This window comes from Pseudonocardia oroxyli, assembly GCF_900102195.1.
Lineage (GTDB): Bacteria > Actinomycetota > Actinomycetes > Mycobacteriales > Pseudonocardiaceae > Pseudonocardia > Pseudonocardia oroxyli.
Map to the genome: position 1 here is coordinate 187,408 of NZ_FNBE01000004.1, position 14,961 is coordinate 202,368.

Annotated in this window: 15 protein-coding genes; 7 read left to right on the forward strand and 8 right to left on the reverse strand. The window is 72.4% G+C overall.

Annotated features, from left to right (window positions below):
• The first annotated feature begins 46 nt into the window (after positions 1–46).
• Entirely contained in the window at positions 47–1,006 is a 960-nt protein-coding gene (locus tag BLS43_RS07905; RefSeq protein ID WP_245707366.1) for a TAXI family TRAP transporter solute-binding subunit, read from the forward strand.
• On the opposite strand, the gene BLS43_RS07910 is transcribed toward BLS43_RS07905, so the two are convergent.
• Positions 959–1,720 (reverse strand): alpha/beta fold hydrolase, encoded by a 762-nt coding sequence (locus BLS43_RS07910; RefSeq protein ID WP_093079038.1) that lies wholly within the window; start codon positions 1,718–1,720, stop codon positions 959–961. The genes BLS43_RS07905 and BLS43_RS07910 overlap by 48 nt on opposite strands.
• A 113-nt stretch (positions 1,721–1,833) precedes the next feature.
• Here BLS43_RS07910 and BLS43_RS07915 point away from each other — a divergent pair, with 113 nt between their 5' ends.
• Positions 1,834–3,153: an aminotransferase-like domain-containing protein gene (locus tag BLS43_RS07915; protein WP_093079928.1), complete on the forward strand. Its 1,320-nt coding sequence runs from the start codon at positions 1,834–1,836 to the stop codon at positions 3,151–3,153.
• A 40-nt stretch (positions 3,154–3,193) separates the two neighbouring features.
• On the opposite strand, the gene BLS43_RS07920 is transcribed toward BLS43_RS07915, so the two are convergent.
• Together BLS43_RS07920 and BLS43_RS07925 are read right to left on the reverse strand one after the other, a co-directional pair.
• Entirely contained in the window at positions 3,194–4,594 is a 1,401-nt protein-coding gene (locus BLS43_RS07920) for a sensor histidine kinase (RefSeq protein ID WP_093079041.1), read from the reverse strand.
• 13 nt (positions 4,595–4,607) lie between these two features.
• Positions 4,608–5,273 carry a response regulator transcription factor gene (locus tag BLS43_RS07925; RefSeq protein WP_093079933.1) on the reverse strand — a complete coding sequence of 222 codons (666 nt, stop codon included), beginning with the start codon at positions 5,271–5,273 and terminating at the stop codon, positions 4,608–4,610.
• Between the two features lie 166 nt (positions 5,274–5,439).
• Here BLS43_RS07925 and BLS43_RS07930 point away from each other — a divergent pair, with 166 nt between their 5' ends.
• The 4 genes from BLS43_RS07930 (at position 5,440) to BLS43_RS07945 (ending at position 8,699) form a co-directional block, all read left to right on the forward strand.
• The gene (locus BLS43_RS07930) at positions 5,440–6,168 is read left to right on the forward strand and encodes an amino acid ABC transporter ATP-binding protein (RefSeq protein WP_093079043.1); all 729 of its coding nucleotides are present in this window, start codon (positions 5,440–5,442) and stop codon (positions 6,166–6,168) included.
• 31 nt (positions 6,169–6,199) lie between these two features.
• Positions 6,200–7,102, forward strand: coding sequence for a glutamate ABC transporter substrate-binding protein (locus tag BLS43_RS07935; RefSeq protein ID WP_093079046.1), 903 nt, complete (start codon positions 6,200–6,202; stop codon positions 7,100–7,102).
• A 65-nt stretch (positions 7,103–7,167) separates the two neighbouring features.
• Positions 7,168–7,818 carry an amino acid ABC transporter permease gene (locus BLS43_RS07940; RefSeq protein WP_093079049.1) on the forward strand — a complete coding sequence of 217 codons (651 nt, stop codon included), beginning with the start codon at positions 7,168–7,170 and terminating at the stop codon, positions 7,816–7,818.
• Positions 7,815–8,699 carry an amino acid ABC transporter permease gene (locus BLS43_RS07945; RefSeq protein ID WP_093079052.1) on the forward strand — a complete coding sequence of 295 codons (885 nt, stop codon included), beginning with the start codon at positions 7,815–7,817 and terminating at the stop codon, positions 8,697–8,699. The genes BLS43_RS07940 and BLS43_RS07945 overlap by 4 nt, the downstream gene beginning before the upstream one ends.
• A 58-nt stretch (positions 8,700–8,757) precedes the next feature.
• On the opposite strand, the gene BLS43_RS07950 is transcribed toward BLS43_RS07945, so the two are convergent.
• Positions 8,758–10,686 carry a S9 family peptidase gene (locus BLS43_RS07950; RefSeq protein ID WP_245707367.1) on the reverse strand — a complete coding sequence of 643 codons (1,929 nt, stop codon included), beginning with the start codon at positions 10,684–10,686 and terminating at the stop codon, positions 8,758–8,760.
• 52 nt (positions 10,687–10,738) lie between these two features.
• Positions 10,739–11,059, reverse strand: a complete 321-nt coding sequence (locus tag BLS43_RS07955; RefSeq protein WP_093079055.1) for a hypothetical protein — start codon at positions 11,057–11,059, stop codon at positions 10,739–10,741.
• Positions 11,060–11,115: 56 nt separating this feature from the next.
• Between BLS43_RS07955 and BLS43_RS07960 the strand changes: the two genes are divergently transcribed.
• Positions 11,116–11,427 (forward strand): hypothetical protein, encoded by a 312-nt coding sequence (locus BLS43_RS07960; protein WP_093079058.1) that lies wholly within the window; start codon positions 11,116–11,118, stop codon positions 11,425–11,427.
• A 40-nt stretch (positions 11,428–11,467) separates the two neighbouring features.
• Here the strand turns inward: BLS43_RS07960 and BLS43_RS07965 are convergent, their stop codons facing one another.
• The 3 genes from BLS43_RS07965 to BLS43_RS07975 are packed head-to-tail and all read right to left on the reverse strand — an operon-like array spanning position 11,468 to position 14,885.
• Positions 11,468–12,214, reverse strand: a complete 747-nt coding sequence (locus BLS43_RS07965) for a succinate dehydrogenase/fumarate reductase iron-sulfur subunit (RefSeq protein ID WP_093079061.1) — start codon at positions 12,212–12,214, stop codon at positions 11,468–11,470.
• A complete protein-coding gene (locus tag BLS43_RS07970; RefSeq protein WP_093079064.1) occupies positions 12,211–14,097 on the reverse strand; it encodes a fumarate reductase/succinate dehydrogenase flavoprotein subunit in 1,887 nt (628 codons plus the stop codon). The genes BLS43_RS07965 and BLS43_RS07970 overlap by 4 nt, the downstream gene beginning before the upstream one ends.
• Positions 14,098–14,102: 5 nt before the next feature.
• Positions 14,103–14,885 carry a hypothetical protein gene (locus tag BLS43_RS07975; protein WP_093079067.1) on the reverse strand — a complete coding sequence of 261 codons (783 nt, stop codon included), beginning with the start codon at positions 14,883–14,885 and terminating at the stop codon, positions 14,103–14,105.
• Between the last annotated feature and the right edge of the window lie 76 nt (positions 14,886–14,961).

A 14,961-nucleotide genomic window follows, 5' to 3' on the forward strand; every position in this document is an offset into this window, starting at 1 on the left:
CGGCACCGGGATGACGGCGGGGGTGCGGGTCCGGGAGGATGCCGCCATGCACCTGGACCGCCGGACGGCGCTGCGCGTCCTGGCGGGCCTGGCGGTCCCGGCGCTCGTCGGCCCGCTCGCCGGCTGCGGCCTGCCCTACGACGGCAGGCGGCTCACGATCGCCGCGGGCGTCGGCGCGGGCGTCTACTACCGGCTCGGGGGCACGCTCGCCGCGATCTGGTCCGAGCAGCTCGGCGCCACCCCCGAGGTGCTCACCACGGCGGGCTCGGTCGACAACCTGGACCGGCTCGCGGCGGGCACCGCGGACGTGGCGTTCAGCCAGGTCGACACGGCGGCCGAGCGGCTGGCGGTGGACGCGCCGGACGATCCGCGGTCCCCCCGCGCCCTGGCCCGGATCTACGACGACGCGGTCCACGTCGTCGTCCGGCGGGACTCGCCCGCCCGGCGGCTGGTCGACCTGCGCGGGCTGGCCGTGGCCGTCGGCACGCCGATCTCGGGCTACTACGAGATCGCCCGACGCCTGCTGCGCACCGCGGGCATCGACCCCGACCACGGCGTCGAGGTCCGGCAGCTGGGCCTGGCGGACTCCATCGCCGCCCTGCGGGACGGGACCGTCGACGCGTTCTTCTGGTCCGGCGGGCTCCCCACCTCGGGCATCACCGATCTCGCCGCGGCGCAGCCGATCCGGCTGCTGGACCTCACCGACGTCCTGGAGGACGTCCGCAAGGCCTACCCCGTCTACTCCCCCGGGACCGTGCCCGCGTCCGCCTACGGGATCGGGGAGCCGGTGGCGACGCTGTTCGTCCGGAACTTCCTGCTGGTCCCCGCCGGGACGGACGTCGACCTGGCCGCCGCACTGGTCCAGACGATGTTCGCCGGTCAGGCACGCCTCGCCGCCGCCAGCCCGGCCGCGCTGACCATCGACGCGCGCTCCGCGATCGGCACCCAGCCCGTCCCGCTACACCCCGGCGCGGAGCGGTTCTACCGCGGGGGCAAGGTGGCGTAGCAGCGCGTCGGTCGTGGCCGCGGGCTGTTCGAGGCTCGGCAGGTGCGCGGCCCCGGCGATCACCCGCAGGGCCGCGCCGGGGATCCGGGCGGCCATCAGCGCGGCCTGCTCGACCGGGACGTAGGGATCGTCGTCGCCGACCAGGACCAGCGTGGGCACGGCGATCCGCGGGAGCAGGGGGCGGAGGTCGGCGCGGTCGGCGCGCCCGCGCTGGGAGGCGGCGGCCCCGCGGGCGGGGGTGCGCAGCATCATGTCCCGCACCAGGTCCTGAGTGCCCGACGACGTCGCCGGCCCCACCATGAGCGGCAGCGTCCGGTGCGTGTGGCCGACCATGCCGTCCCGCTCCAGCCGCTCGGCCTGGGCGAGCCGGTCCGCCCGGCCCTGCGCGGTCTCGCCCGCGGCGGTGGTCCCGCACAGCACGAGCGCCGCGACCGAGCGCGGGTGGCGCCGGTACAGCTCGAGCGCGATCTGCCCGCCCATGGACACCCCGACCACGGCGACCCCGCCGACCCCGCCGGTCCCCCGACCGACGACGGCGGCCAGGTCGTCCGCGTGATCGGCGATCGTCACGACGGGCCCCGCCCGCGGGCCGTCCCGGTACCCCCGCAGCGCCGGGCTCAGCACCCGGTAGCCCGCCGCGGCCGCCGCCTCGGCCTGCGGCCCCCACACCCGCCCGTCGAGCGGGTGCCCGTGCACGAACATCACGGTGTCCATCGTCTTGCACCTCCGGTGCCTGTGAGTGGGAAGTGGTGCTGGAGCACCACTTCCCGCTCACGACCGTAAGCAGGCACAATTCTCGGATCAAGAACGACAATGACCTCGGAGCAATCGTGGACTTCCGCATCCTGGCGGACCGGGTGGCCGCGGATGTCGCCCGCGGGCGACTGCGCCCCGGCGACCGCCTCCCCACCCAGCGCCGCTTCGCCCGCGACCACCGGATCGCGGTCTCGACGGCCGCCCGGGTCTACGCCGAGCTGACCCGCCGCGGCGTCGTGGTCGGGGAGGTCGGCCGTGGGACGTTCGTGCGGGCCGCGGCGCCCACCCCCGAGCCCGCGCTCGCCGAGCCCGCCCACGCGCCCGTCGATCTCGAGCTGAACTTCCCGGTCCTCCCCGAACAGCCGGGCCTGCTCGCCCCTGCGATCGAGAGTCTGAGCAGGCCGGACATCCTCGCCGCCGCTCTCGCTCCGCTCGGCGTCCGGGCCACCGCGGAGCTGCGCGCCCAGGCCGGACGGGTACTGGCCCGCCCGGGCTGGACCCCGCCGGACCTGATCGTGACCGGGTCGGGGCGCCACGCCATCGGCGCGGCCTTCGCCGGGCTCGTGCCCACCGGGGGCCGGATCGCGGTCGAGGCGCTGACCTACCCGTTGGTCCGCGGGATCGCCCACCGCCTCGGGCTGGTCGCGGTCCCCGTCGCGCTGGACGACGAGGGCATGGTCCCCGGCGCCCTCGACGCCGTGTGCTCCGAGGCACCCGTGCACGCGGTCTCGGTGCAACCCACGCTCCACAACCCGCTCGGTGTGACCATGTCGGAGCAACGGCGCGCGGCGGTGGCCGCGGTGCTCCGCGCGCACGGCGTCGTCGCGGTCGAGGACGCCGTCTACTCGTTCCTGCGCCCCGACCCGGGCCCCCTCGCCGCGCACGCCCCGGAGCGCACGGTCGTCGTCGACAGCCTGTCGAAGCGGGTGGCGCCCGGGCTCACCCTGGGGTTCGTCGCGGGCCCGCCGGAGCTGACCGAGCGGATCGGGGTCGCCGCACGGACCGCGGGCTACGGACCCCAGGGGCTCGCGGTGGCCGCCGCCACCCGCTGGCTGTCCGACGGCGTCGTCGATACCCTCGTCGCCGGCAAGCGCGCCGACGCCGCGGCCCGCCAGACCCTCGCCCGCCGGATCCTGCCCACCCTCCGGGCCGACCCGGCGGCCTACCACGCCTGGCTGCCCCTCCCCGATCCCTGGCGTGCCGAGACGTTCGTCGCCGCGGCCGCCCGGCGGGGTATCGCGGTGACGCCCGCCGCGGCCTTCGCCGTGATCCCCGCCCACTCCCCCAACGCCGTCCGCCTCGCCCTCTCCGCCCCCTCCCCTGCGCAGCTGGAGCGGTCCCTGCACTCCCTCGCCACCCTCCTCCGTGCCACGCCCGACCTCCCCGACTGACGCGCCCGTCCGACTCGCGTGGCGCGTCGGGCGCTCGGCCTCAGCGGACTCGGGGCAGGGCGGCGGACACGCGGAGGCCGCCGCCGTGGGGGAGGTCGAGGGTGAGGACGCCGCCCGCCAGCTCCACGGTGCGGGCCGCGATGGCCAGGCCCAGCCCCGAGCCCTCCACGTTGGACTGGTCGGGGGCCCGCCAGAAGCGGTCGACGGCCCGGTCGAGGTCCTCGGGCGCCATGCCCGGGCCGGTGTCCAGCACCGCGATCTCGACGAGCGCCGGGTCCGAGTCGCGCACCGGGCGCACGGTCACGGTGATCGCGCCGCCGGGCGGGGTGAACTTGACGGCGTTGTCGAGCAGCGCGTCGAGCACGGTCTCGATCCCGCCGGGCGCGATGCGGACCCGCAGGCCCCGCACGCCGCCCCGCAGCAGGCGCAGGCCGGTGTGCTCGGCCAGGGGACGCCAGGCGTCGAGCCGGTCGTCGACGATCGCGTCGACGGCGACGTCCGCCTCCCGGTCCACGCCCGCGTCCCGCTCGGCGCGGGCCAGGGCCAGCAGCCCGTCGAGCACCCCGGAGAGCCGCTCCGCCTCCTCCATCGCCGCGACGTGCTCCTCGGCGGCGTCCGCGGCGACCCGCCCGTCCATGTTGGACAACCGCAACCGCAGCGCCGTCAACGGGTTCCGCAGCTGGTGGGACGCGTCCGCGACGAAGGCCCGCTGCGTCGAGAGCGCCTGGGTCACCGACTCGGCCATCCGGTCGAAGGACGCGGTGAGCCTGCGCAGCTCGGGCGGCCCGGAGCCGTCGGACACCGGTTCGGCGGGTCGCCCGGCCAGGACCGCGCTGGTCACGCGCCCGGTCCCCTCGTCCAACCGGCGCACCGGCCGCAGGATCCAGCGGGTGACGGGCAGCGCGACGAGGACGCCCAGCCCCACCGACACCAGCACCAGCGCGGCGACCAGCGACCAGACCTGGAGCTCCTGCACCCGCAGGGACCCGGTGGGGGACACGGTGATCGCCGCGCCGCGGACCTCGCCGTCGACCAGCACCGGTTCGGCGAGCACCAGCGGCCGGGTGTCCCACGGCCAGATCAGCGGCGGGGCCGCGGAGCGCCTGCTGGCCAGGGCGACCTGCACCCGGTCGAGCCCGTCCGCGTCCAGCTCGGGCGGGTCCGGCCGGGACGCCGCGACGACCGTGCCCGCGCGGTCCACCACCGTGACCGCCACGCCGTAGACCTCGTCGTAGCGGGCCAGCTCCTCGGCCAGCCCGGGCGCGGTGTCCTCGGTGATGGGCCGCTGGGCGCGCGAGGCGAAGTAGATCGTGTCCGTGAGCCGGTCGATGAACAGGCTCTGCTGGGCGGCGAGGGAGTTGGACAGCGCGAGCGGCACCCCGAGCCCGACGGCCAGCAGCCCCACGAGCACGCAGACGATGACCAGCAGACGGGTCCTCACGACTGTCCCCGCCTCACGACGTCCCCAGGCGGTACCCCACCCCGCGCACGGTCTGCACCAGCTCCGGGCGGCCGAGCTTCGTGCGCAGCGTCGCCACGTGGACGTCGAGCGTGCGGTTGGCCCCCGGCCAGCTCCGGCCCCACACCTCGGCCACGATCCGGGTGCGGGTGCACACCGTCCCGCGCGCCGACGCGAGCAGCGCGAGGACCTGGAACTCCTTGCGGGTCAGCGTGACCTCGGTCCCGTCGACGGTCACGGTGTGCCTGCCGAGGTCGATCGCGACGCCGTCCGCGGTCACCACCCGGTCCACCGGTTCGGCGGTCTCGGGACCCCGGCGGCGCTGCACGGCGTGGATGCGGGCGACGAGCTCGCCGACGTCGTAGGGCTTGACGACGTAGTCGTCGGCGCCGGAGTGCAGCCCGACGATCCGGTCCTCGACGTCCCCGCGCGCGGTCACCACGATGACCGGCACGTCGCTGGCCTCGCGGATCGCCCGGCAGACGTCGACGCCGTCGGCGTCGGGCAGGCCGAGGTCCAACAGGACGACGTCGACGCCGGCGAGGTGCTCCACCGCGTCCCGGCCCCGGTCGAGACGGGTGGTGCTCATCCCGTGCCGGTGCAGCGCCGGACGCAGCGCGGCCGCGACCCGGTCGTCGTCCTCCACCAGAAGGATGTGCACGTTCACTCCGTTCGCGAGTTCCGTGATGAGACTGAAACCCTAAAGCTTGCCCAAGGTGATGGACTCGGATGTCCGATTCGCCCTAGCGTCCGCCCATGCCGGAGGCGGAGCTTGCGAAGCCGACCATCACCCTTGGAGGCCGTCCATGACCGAGACAGGTACCCCCATGATCCGCATGGCGGCCGTCGACAAGCACTTCGGCGAGCTGCACGTCCTCAAGGACATCAACCTCGAGGTCGCGGCGGGCCAGGTCGTCGTGGTGCTGGGCCCCTCGGGCTCGGGCAAGTCGACGCTGTGCCGCACGATCAACCGGCTCGAGCCCATCGACGGCGGCGAGATCGCGATCGACGGCAAGGCGCTGCCCGCCGAGGGCAAGGCGCTCGCCGGGCTGCGGGCGGACGTCGGCATGGTGTTCCAGAGCTTCAACCTGTTCGCGCACAAGACGATCCTCGAGAACGTGATGCTCGCGCCCACGAAGGTGCGCAGGCAGAACAAGGCCGAGGCGGAGAAGAACGCCATGCGCCTGCTCGAGCGGGTCGGCATCGCGAACCAGAAGGACAAGTACCCGGCCCAGCTGTCCGGCGGGCAGCAGCAGCGCGTGGCGATCGCCCGCGCGCTGGCCATGGGCCCCAAGGTGATGCTCTTCGACGAGCCCACCTCGGCGCTGGACCCGGAGATGGTCAACGAGGTCCTCGACGTCATGACCACCCTGGCCAAGGAGGGCATGACCATGCTCGTGGTCACCCACGAGATGGGCTTCGCCCGCCGCGCCGCGCACCGGGTGATCTTCATGGCCGACGGCGAGATCGTCGAGGACGCCACCCCGGACGACTTCTTCACCAACCCGACGAGCGACCGCGCCAAGGACTTCCTCGGCAAGATCCTCACCCACTGACGCCGTACCGCTCTCCCGGAGGGATTTTCTCATGCGACTCAACCGACTCGCCAAGGTGGCCGTCGCGGCCGCCGCGGTGGTCGTCGCCGCCACCGCGTGTGGTGGCGGCGGCTCGTCCCAGCTCGGCGGGGGTGCCACCTCCGCGCCGCCGGTCGCCGAGGGGGCGTCCTTCCCCGAGGGCACCACCATGGCGAAGCTGGCCCAGGCCGGCACGCTGCGGCTCGGCACGAAGTTCGACCAGCCGCTGTTCGGGCTCAAGGGCCTCGACGGCAACCCCCAGGGCTTCGACGTCGAGATCGCGAAGATCGTCGCCGCGAAGCTCGGCATCCCCGCGGACAAGATCACCTACACCGAGACCCCGTCGGCGGTGCGCGAGGAGGTCATCGAGCAGGACCGCGTCGACATGGTCGTGGCGACCTACACGATCAACGACAAGCGCAAGGAGCGGATCAGCTTCGCCGGTCCGTACTACGTCGCCGGTCAGGACCTGATGGTCGCCGCCGACAACTCCGCCATCACCGGTCCGGACACGCTCCGCGCCGCGAACGCCAAGGTCTGCTCGGTCACCGGCTCCACGCCGTCCGAGAAGATCAAGGAGTACGTCGACCCCGCGAACATCGTGCTGTTCGACGTGTACTCGAAGTGCGCGGACGCGCTGCGCACCGGCCAGGTCCAGGCCGTCACCACGGACAACGTGATCCTCACCGGCCTGGTGGAGAACTCGAACGGCGCCTTCAAGCTCGTGAACAACAAGTTCACCGAGGAGCCGTACGGCATCGGCATCAAGAAGGGCGACGTCGCCTTCTGCCAGTTCATCGACCAGACGCTGAAGGAGGCCGAGGCGGACGGCACCTACGCCGCGGCCTGGAACAACACGCTGTCGAAGGTCTCGCCGGACGTTCCGCCGCTGCCCGCCGCAGGCGCCTGCACGTGACCCCCTGAGCCCGCCCGCCGGTCCACGGACCGGCGGGCGGGCTCGCGTCCACCAGGAGGAGCGCCGTGGGCGTCCTGATCGAGCAGTTCCCCCTCTACGTCTCGGGGTTCCTCGGGACCCTCCGGCTCTGCGTCTTCGCCGCGATCGGCTCGCTCGTGCTGGGCACGGTCATCGCGGCCTGCCGGGTCTCCCCCGTGCCCCCGCTGCGGGCGCTGGGCTCGGCCTGGGTGACCGTCTTCCGCAACACCCCGCTGGCGGTCGTGCTGTTCGCGGTGGCCTTCGGGCTGCCCGAGCTCGGCGTCAACGGCTCGTACTTCTGGTTCGGCGTCGCCGGGCTGACGTTCTACACCTCGGCGTTCGTCTGCGAGGCCGTCCGCTCCGGCATCAACTCGGTGCCCCCGGGCCAGGCCGAGGCCGCCCGCGCGGTGGGCCTCACGTTCACCCAGTCGCTGTCGCTGGTCATCCTGCCCCAGGCCTTCCGGACGGTCGTCCCGCCGCTGGGCAGCGTCATCATCGCAATGATCAAGAACTCGGCCATCGCGGGCGCCTTCGGCATCGGCGGCGACCTGTTCGCGGTCGGCAGCACGCTGACCTCCGCCCAGGGCTACGCCGCCGCGGCGACCCTGTTCGGGGTGCTGCTCGGCTACCTCGTCCTGACCATCCCGGCCGGCATCGGCCTGGCCCGGCTCGAGAAGAAGCTGGCGGTGGCCCGATGACCTCCGTGCTCTACGACGCGCCGGGCCCGAAGGCGCGCACCCGCACGCTGATCTCCTCGATCGTCGCCGGCGTGATCGTGCTGGGCGTGGTCGTGTTCGTGATCGTCCGGCTGGCGAACCAGGGCCAGTTCACGGCCGCCAAGTGGGGGCCGCTGCTCGACCCGACCAACGGCGACTTCGGCCCGGTGTGGAACCTGTTCGGCCAGGCCCTGGTCGCGACGCTGTCCGCGGCCGGGCTCACCCTGGTGTTCTCGCTGGTCATCGGCACCCTGCTGGCCGTCACCCGGGTCACCGCGAACCGCTACTACCGCTGGCTCGTGGTCGGTGTCATCGAGTTCCTGCGCGGCGTCCCGGTCGTCATCGCGATCTTCTTCGCGGCGCGCGTGCTGCCGCAGGTGGGGATCGACCTGCCGATCATGTGGTACCTGGTCATCGGCCTCACGCTCTACAACTGCGTGATCATCGCCGAGATCGTGCGGGCGGGCATCAACGCGCTCCCCCGCGGCCAGGCCGAGGCGGGCTACTCGCTGGGCCTGACCCAGGGCCAGGTGCTGCGCTCGATCCTGCTCCCGCAGGCCTTCCGGATCATGCTCCCGGCGCTGATCAGCCAGCTCGTGGTGATCGTCAAGGACACCTCGCTGGGCTTCATCATCAGCTACGAGGAGTTCGTCCGGACGGCGAACATCATCATCCAGACGCTGCAGAACCCGATCCAGACCTACGTGGTCGTCGCGGCGATCTTCATCCTGATCAACTACTCGCTCGGCAAGCTCGCCGAGTACGTGGAGCGCAGGCTCTCCCGCGGCCGCAAGACCGCGGCCGCCCCCGCGGACGCCGAGCAGGAGGCGGACGCGGCCGTCGGTGCCGTCACCGGCGGCTGACCACCTCGCCGAGATGAACCTCAGCCACGTCCGAACCCCGTCCGGACGTGGCTGAGGTTCATCTCGGCAGGTTCTCCACCTCCACCGGCTCCACGTCGGTGGCGAAGCGGAAGACCTGGCTGTAGAAGGAGAGCTCCGCGTCGAGCGCGCGGGTGATGTTCTCCGCCTTGCGGAAGCCGTGCTGCTCGCCCTCGAACAGCAGGTAGGCGACCGGGACCTTCCGCTCCCGCAGCGCGTTCACGATCGCCTCGGACTGGTTCGGGGGCACGATCGCGTCCTCCGCGCCCTGCAGCACGATCAGCGGGGTGTGGAAGTCCGCCACGTGGTGGATCGGGCTGCGCTCCACATAGGTCTCGCGCGCGGCGGGGTACGGGCCGACCAGCCCGTCGAGGTAGCGGCTCTCGAACTTGTGCGTGTCCGCGGCCAGTGCCTCCAGGTCCGCGACGCCGAAGTGGTCCGCCCCCGCGGAGAACGGGGTGTCGGGCCGGGCCAGCGCGGCGAGGGTGGTGTACCCGCCCGCGGAGCCGCCGCGGATGGCCAGCCGCTCGCCGTCCACCCGCCCGGTCGCGGCGAGGTAGCGGGCCGCGGCGAGGCAGTCCGCCACGTCCACGATCCCCCAGGCGCCCTTGAGCTGCTCGCGGTAGGCGCGGCCGAAGCCGGTGGACCCGCCGTAGTTCACGTCGACCACCCCGAACCCGCGGCTGGTCCAGTACTGCACGGCGACGGAGAGCACCGGCAGCGCCGCCGCCGTCGGGCCGCCGTGGATCACGACGAGCAGCGGCGGCAGCGCGCCCTCCGGCCCCTCGTGCCCGGGATTGGCGGGCGGGTAGAAGAGCGCGTGCGACGTGCGGGGCTCCCCCGCGGGGTCCGTCGAGGGGAACGAGACGGCCTCGGGGACGGAGAGGTAACCGTCGTCGATCCCGAGGTCGCGGGGCGCGTGCAGGGTCTCGACGTCCCCGTCGACGCTCACCACGTGCACACCCGGCTCCTCGGTCGGGGTGCCCGCCACCACGACGACGCTGCCGATCCCGTACGGCGCCACGGACCCGATGGCCGAGAAGGGCAGGTCGAGCTCCACGTACTCGCCGTTCGGCTCGCGGACGGCCAGCCCGTCGTAGCCCTTGGACCAGCGCGCGAAGACCACCCGGCCGCCCGGGAGCACCGCGTAGCGGGAGGTGCCGAGCTGCCAGGCGGGGACGCCGATCTCGGCGTCGAGCACGACGACCGGGGTGATGTCCTGGCCCGGCACCCAGCGGTAGAGGTTCCACCAGCCGGTGCGGTCGGAGAGGAACCACAGCGAGCCGTCCGGCTGCCACTGCGGCTCCATGACCGACTCGCCGGGGCCGCCCGCGATGTGGGCCTCGTCGCCGTTCTCCAGGTTGCGGCCCATCAGGACGGTGTCGTCCCACGGCATCGACGGGTGGTTCCACTGGATCCAGACCAGGCGGACCCCGTCCGGGGACAGCCTCGGACTCGTCACGAAGTCCGGGCCGGTGACCAGTACCTCGACCTCGCCGCCCGAGAGCCGGACGATCTCGTTGTGGACGTCGACGGCCTTCGGGCCTTCGTGGCGCTCCCGCACGAGCAGCAGCGAGTCGCCCGCGACGAAACCGTCCGCGTACCGGTCCGCACGCGGGGTCGCGGGCTCGGGGGTCAGCGGCTCGGGCTCGCCGCCGGGCGCCAGCCGGTACAGGCGCTGGTCGGCCCAGTTGGCGAACCAGACGACCCCGCCCCGGACCCACCACGCACCGCCGCCGTACTCGTGGACGGCCGTGCGGGCGTCGAAGCCCTCGGGGAGCAGGTCGGTCGTGGTGCCGTCCGGGTCGCGGCGGACGATCTGCGTGCGCCCGCCCTCGCTCGGCCGGCCCTCGGCCCAGTACACGGCGTCTCCGTCGGTCCGCGCCCCGGACACCCGCACCGCGGCGGCGACGACCAGCTCGGACGAGATCGGGGTGGGCCAGGAACCGAAGGGCGTCACGGTGGGCACGGGGATCACGCTAGTCCCTGCGACGGGTGCGGGGGCGCGCCACGCCCGTGGCTCACCGACCGCGGGCGGCCTCCCGGAGCAGCGCCGCGGCGTGGCGGAGCCCACCCGGGCGCAGCACCGGCAGCAGCCCGACGACGCCGCGCAGGCCCGTCCACCACCGCACCTGCCCGTCCGTGCGGAGGATCCCGATCGCGGGCGCGCCGCAGGCCCCGACGACCGCGGGCAGGTTGGGGTAGATCTCGCCCAGGCGGGGCTCGGCGCACGCGCGCGCCCGGACCGGCACGGTCACGCAGCCGGGCAGCTCGCGGGCGATCCGGGAGCAGCGCGGACACGCCGAGTCGAACACGACGACGACCTCCCGCACCCGCACCACCGCGCCAGTCTCGCCGACGCCGGTAGCGTGGGGTCAGCCGAGTCGAGGAGTCGCCGATGAGCACCCCCGAGCACAGACCCGCCGCCGAGCCCGCCGAGCCCGTCGACGCCGAGATCGTCGAGGCCGAGCCCGTGACTGCCGAGCCCTGGGCGCCGCCGTCCGTCGCCACGGACTACACCGACCAGGGCGTCCCGACGCTGGACTACGTGCGGGACAAGATCGAGGGCCGCTCCGCGACGGCGATGGGCTGGGAGGAGCTGCGCACCGCCGAGGTCGAGGAGGCGGAGCAGAAGTTCGCGGAGCGCGAGCAGAAGGGCAAGGACAAGCTCGCCGAGATCCGCAGGCAGATGGGCCTCGAGACCTCGTGAGCGGCGACAGTCGCCATGGCGACTGTCGCCGCTCACGGGGTCAGCGGCGGAAGAGCTTGTTCCCCAGCCAGACGATCGGGTCGTACTTGCGGTCCACCACGCGCTCCTTCATCGGGATCAGCGCGTTGTCGGTGATCTTGATGTGCTCGGGGCAGACCTCGGTGCAGCACTTCGTGATGTTGCAGTAGCCCAGGCCGTGGTCGTCCTGCGCCATGTCCTTGCGGTCCGCCGCGTCGAGCGGGTGCATGTCCAGCTCGGCGATCCGCATCAGGTAGCGCGGGCCGGAGAACGCCTCCTTGTTCTCCTCGTGGTCCCGCACCGCGTGGCAGGTGTTCTGGCACAGGTAGCACTCGATGCACTTGCGGAACTCCTGGCTCCGCTCCACGTCCACCTGCTGCATCCGGTACTCCCCGGGCGCCACGCCCTCCGGGGGCGCGAACGCCGGGACCTCGCGGGCCTTGACGTAGTTGAACTCGACGTCCGTGACCAGGTCCCGGATCACCGGGAAGGTCCGCAGCGGGGTCACCGTGACGACCTCGTCGTCGGCGAACGTGCTCATCCGCGTCATGCACGCCAGCCGCGGCTTGCCGTTGATCTCCACCGAGCAGGACCCGCACTTGCCTGCCTTGCAGTTCCAGCGGCAGGCCAGGTCGTTGGCCTCGGTCTGCTGCAGGCGGTGGATGATGTCGAGGACGACCTCGCCCTCGTTGACCTCGACGGGGTAGTCCTCGAGCTTCCCGCCGCCCTGGTCGCCGCGCCACACGCGGAAGTGGTGCCAGTGGCTCATGCGCGGTGCCCCCCGAGCTCCTCGCCGGTGTAGTACTTCTTCAGCTCGTCGAGCTCGAAGAGGTCGAACAGCTCGGGCCGCATCGGTATCTGCTCCTTGCGGGTCAGCTCCACGTTGTCCTCGCCGAGGGCGCTGCACACCAGCAGGATGTGCCGCCAGTCGGAGTCCATCACCGGGAAGTCGTCCCGGGTGTGCCCGCCGCGGCTCTCCTGCCGCTCCAGAGCCGCCTTCGCCACGCAGAGCGAGACGAGCAGCATGTTGCGCAGGTCGAGCGCGAGGTGCCAGCCGGGGTTGAACTCCCGGTGCCCCTCGACGACGACGGTGCGGGTCCGGGTGGCGATGTCCTCCAGCTTCTTGAGGGCCATCTCCATCTCGTCTTCCTTGCGGATGATCCCGACGAGCTCGTGCATGCACTTCTGCAGCTCCAGCTGCACGACGAACGGGTTCTCGCCCTGCTCCGCGGCCGTGGTGAACGGCAGCAGCGCCCGCTCCACGGCGGCGTCCACGTCCTCCCGGGCGACGGCCGGTCGGGCGCCCTCGGAGAACTGCGCCGCGTACAGCCCGGTCCGCCGCCCGAACACCAGCAGGTCGGAGAGGCTGTTGCCGCCCAGTCGGTTCGACCCGTGCATCCCGCCCGAGCACTCCCCCGCGGCGAACAGGCCCGGCACCGAGCTCATGCCGGTGTCCGGGTCGACCTCGATCCCGCCCATGACGTAGTGGCAGGTGGGGCCGACCTCCATCGGCTCCTTGGTGATGTCGACGTCCGCCAGCTCCTTGAACTGGTGGTGCATCGACGGCAGCCGCTTGAGGATCTCCTCGGGCTTGAGCCGCGAGGCGATGTCCAGGAACACCCCGCCGTGCGGGGACCCACGCCCGGCCTTGACCTCGGAGTTGATCGCCCGCGCCACCTCGTCCCTGGGCAGCAGCTCCGGCGGGCGCCGGTTGTTGTCCGGGTCGGTGTACCAGCGGTCGCCCTCCTCCTCGGTGGTGGCGTACTGCTCCTTGAACACGTCCGGGATGTAGTCGAACATGAACCGCTTGCCCTCGGAGTTGCGCAGCACGCCCCCGTCGCCGCGGACCGACTCGGTGACGAGGATGCCCTTCACCGACGGCGGCCAGACCATCCCCGTGGGGTGGAACTGCAGGAACTCCATGTTGATCAGGGTGGCGCCCGCGCGCAGGGCCAGGGCGTGCCCGTCCCCGGTGTACTCCCAGGAGTTCGAGGTGACCTGGTAGCTCTTGCCGACCCCTCCCGTCGCCAGCACGATCGCCGGCGCGTCGAAGCGCACGAACCGGCCGTCGTTGCGGAAGTAGCCGAAGCAGCCCGCGATCCGCCCGTCCGTCTTGAGCAGCTCGGTGATCGTGCACTCGTGGTAGACCCGCAGGTGGGACTGGTAGTCCCCGGTGACCTTGTGATCGTCCTGCTGCAGCGACACGATCTTCTGCTGCAGGGTGCGGATCAGCTCCAGCCCGGTCCGGTCGCCGACGTGCGCCAGCCGCGGGTAGGTGTGCCCGCCGAAGTTCCGCTGGCTGATCTTGCCGTCCTTGGTGCGGTCGAACAGCGCGCCGTAGGTCTCCAGCTCCCAGACGCGGTCCGGGGCCTCCTTGGCGTGCAGCTCGGCCATGCGCCAGTTGTTGAGGAACTTCCCGCCGCGCATGGTGTCCCGGTAGTGGACCATCCAGTTGTCGTTCGGGTTGACGTTGCCCATCGACGCCGCGCAGCCGCCCTCGGCCATCACCGTGTGCGCCTTGCCGAACAGCGACTTCGAGATGATCGCGACCCGCTTGCCCTGCAGCCGGGCCTCGATCGCGGCCCGCAGGCCCGCTCCCCCGGCCCCGATGACGACGACGTCGTACTCGTGCGTCTCGACGTTCCTGTCCATTCCGGTCACCCCACGATCCGCAGGTCGGAGAACCAGCCGGCCGAGACGCACATGACGTAGGCGTCCGTGATCGCCAGGCTCGCGAGCGTCGCCCAGGCCAGCTGCATGTGCTTGGCGTTCAGCCTGCTGACCCCGACCCAGGCCTTGTAGCGGACCGGGTGCTTGGAGAAGTGGTTCAGCCTGCCGCCGATGATCGACCGGCAGGAGTGGCACGAGGCGGTGTAGAGCCACAGCAGCACGACGTTCGCGACCAGGATGATGTTGCCCAGACCCAGGCCGAACGACCCGTCGTCCTTGATGAACGCCTTGACCGCGTCGTAGGTGTTGAGCAGCGAGATCAGCGCCGCGATGTAGAAGAAGTAGCGGTGCAGGTTCTGCAGGATCAGCGGGAAGCGGGTCTCGCCGGTGTACTTGCCGTGCGGCTCGGCCACCGCGCACGCGGGCGGGCTGCCCCAGAAGGCCCGGTAGTAGGCCTTGCGGTAGTAGTAGCAGGTCAGCCGGAACAGCAGCAGGAACGGCAGCGAGATCGCCGCGTAGGGCAGCCACCAGACGTCCGGCAGGAACCGGCCGAAGTGCGCCGCCTGCTCCACGCAGCCGTTCGAGACGCACGGTGAGTAGAACGGCGTCAGGTAGTTGTATTCGGGTACGAAGTACCAGTTCTGCATGAACGCGCGGACGGTCGCGTAGACGACCCAGGCGCCCAGTCCCGCCACGTTCAGCAGCGGTGGGAGCCACCAGCGGTCCGTGCGGAGCGTCCGTGCCGCGATCTGTGCGCGGCCGGCCGCCATGTCAGTGGTGGATGACACGTCGTCCCTCGTTCGGCGTCGTTGCCTGTCGTGCGGATCACACGGAGGGTACGACGCA

Bases quoted from the DNA above. Each gene is read 5' to 3' on its own strand.
- BLS43_RS07905 (WP_245707366.1), top strand. From the start codon at position 47: ATGCACCTGGACCGCCGGACGGCGCTGCGCGTCCTGGCGGGCCTGGCG.
- BLS43_RS07910 (WP_093079038.1), bottom strand. From the start codon at position 1,720: ATGGACACCGTGATGTTCGTGCACGGGCACCCGCTCGACGGGCGGGTG.
- BLS43_RS07930 (WP_093079043.1), top strand. From the start codon at position 5,440: ATGATCCGCATGGCGGCCGTCGACAAGCACTTCGGCGAGCTGCACGTC.
- BLS43_RS07935 (WP_093079046.1), top strand. From the start codon at position 6,200: ATGCGACTCAACCGACTCGCCAAGGTGGCCGTCGCGGCCGCCGCGGTG.
- BLS43_RS07945 (WP_093079052.1), top strand. From the start codon at position 7,815: ATGACCTCCGTGCTCTACGACGCGCCGGGCCCGAAGGCGCGCACCCGC.
- BLS43_RS07960 (WP_093079058.1), top strand. From the start codon at position 11,116: ATGAGCACCCCCGAGCACAGACCCGCCGCCGAGCCCGCCGAGCCCGTC.
- BLS43_RS07965 (WP_093079061.1), bottom strand. From the start codon at position 12,214: ATGAGCCACTGGCACCACTTCCGCGTGTGGCGCGGCGACCAGGGCGGC.
- BLS43_RS07970 (WP_093079064.1), bottom strand. From the start codon at position 14,097: ATGGACAGGAACGTCGAGACGCACGAGTACGACGTCGTCGTCATCGGG.
- BLS43_RS07975 (WP_093079067.1), bottom strand. From the start codon at position 14,885: ATGGCGGCCGGCCGCGCACAGATCGCGGCACGGACGCTCCGCACGGAC.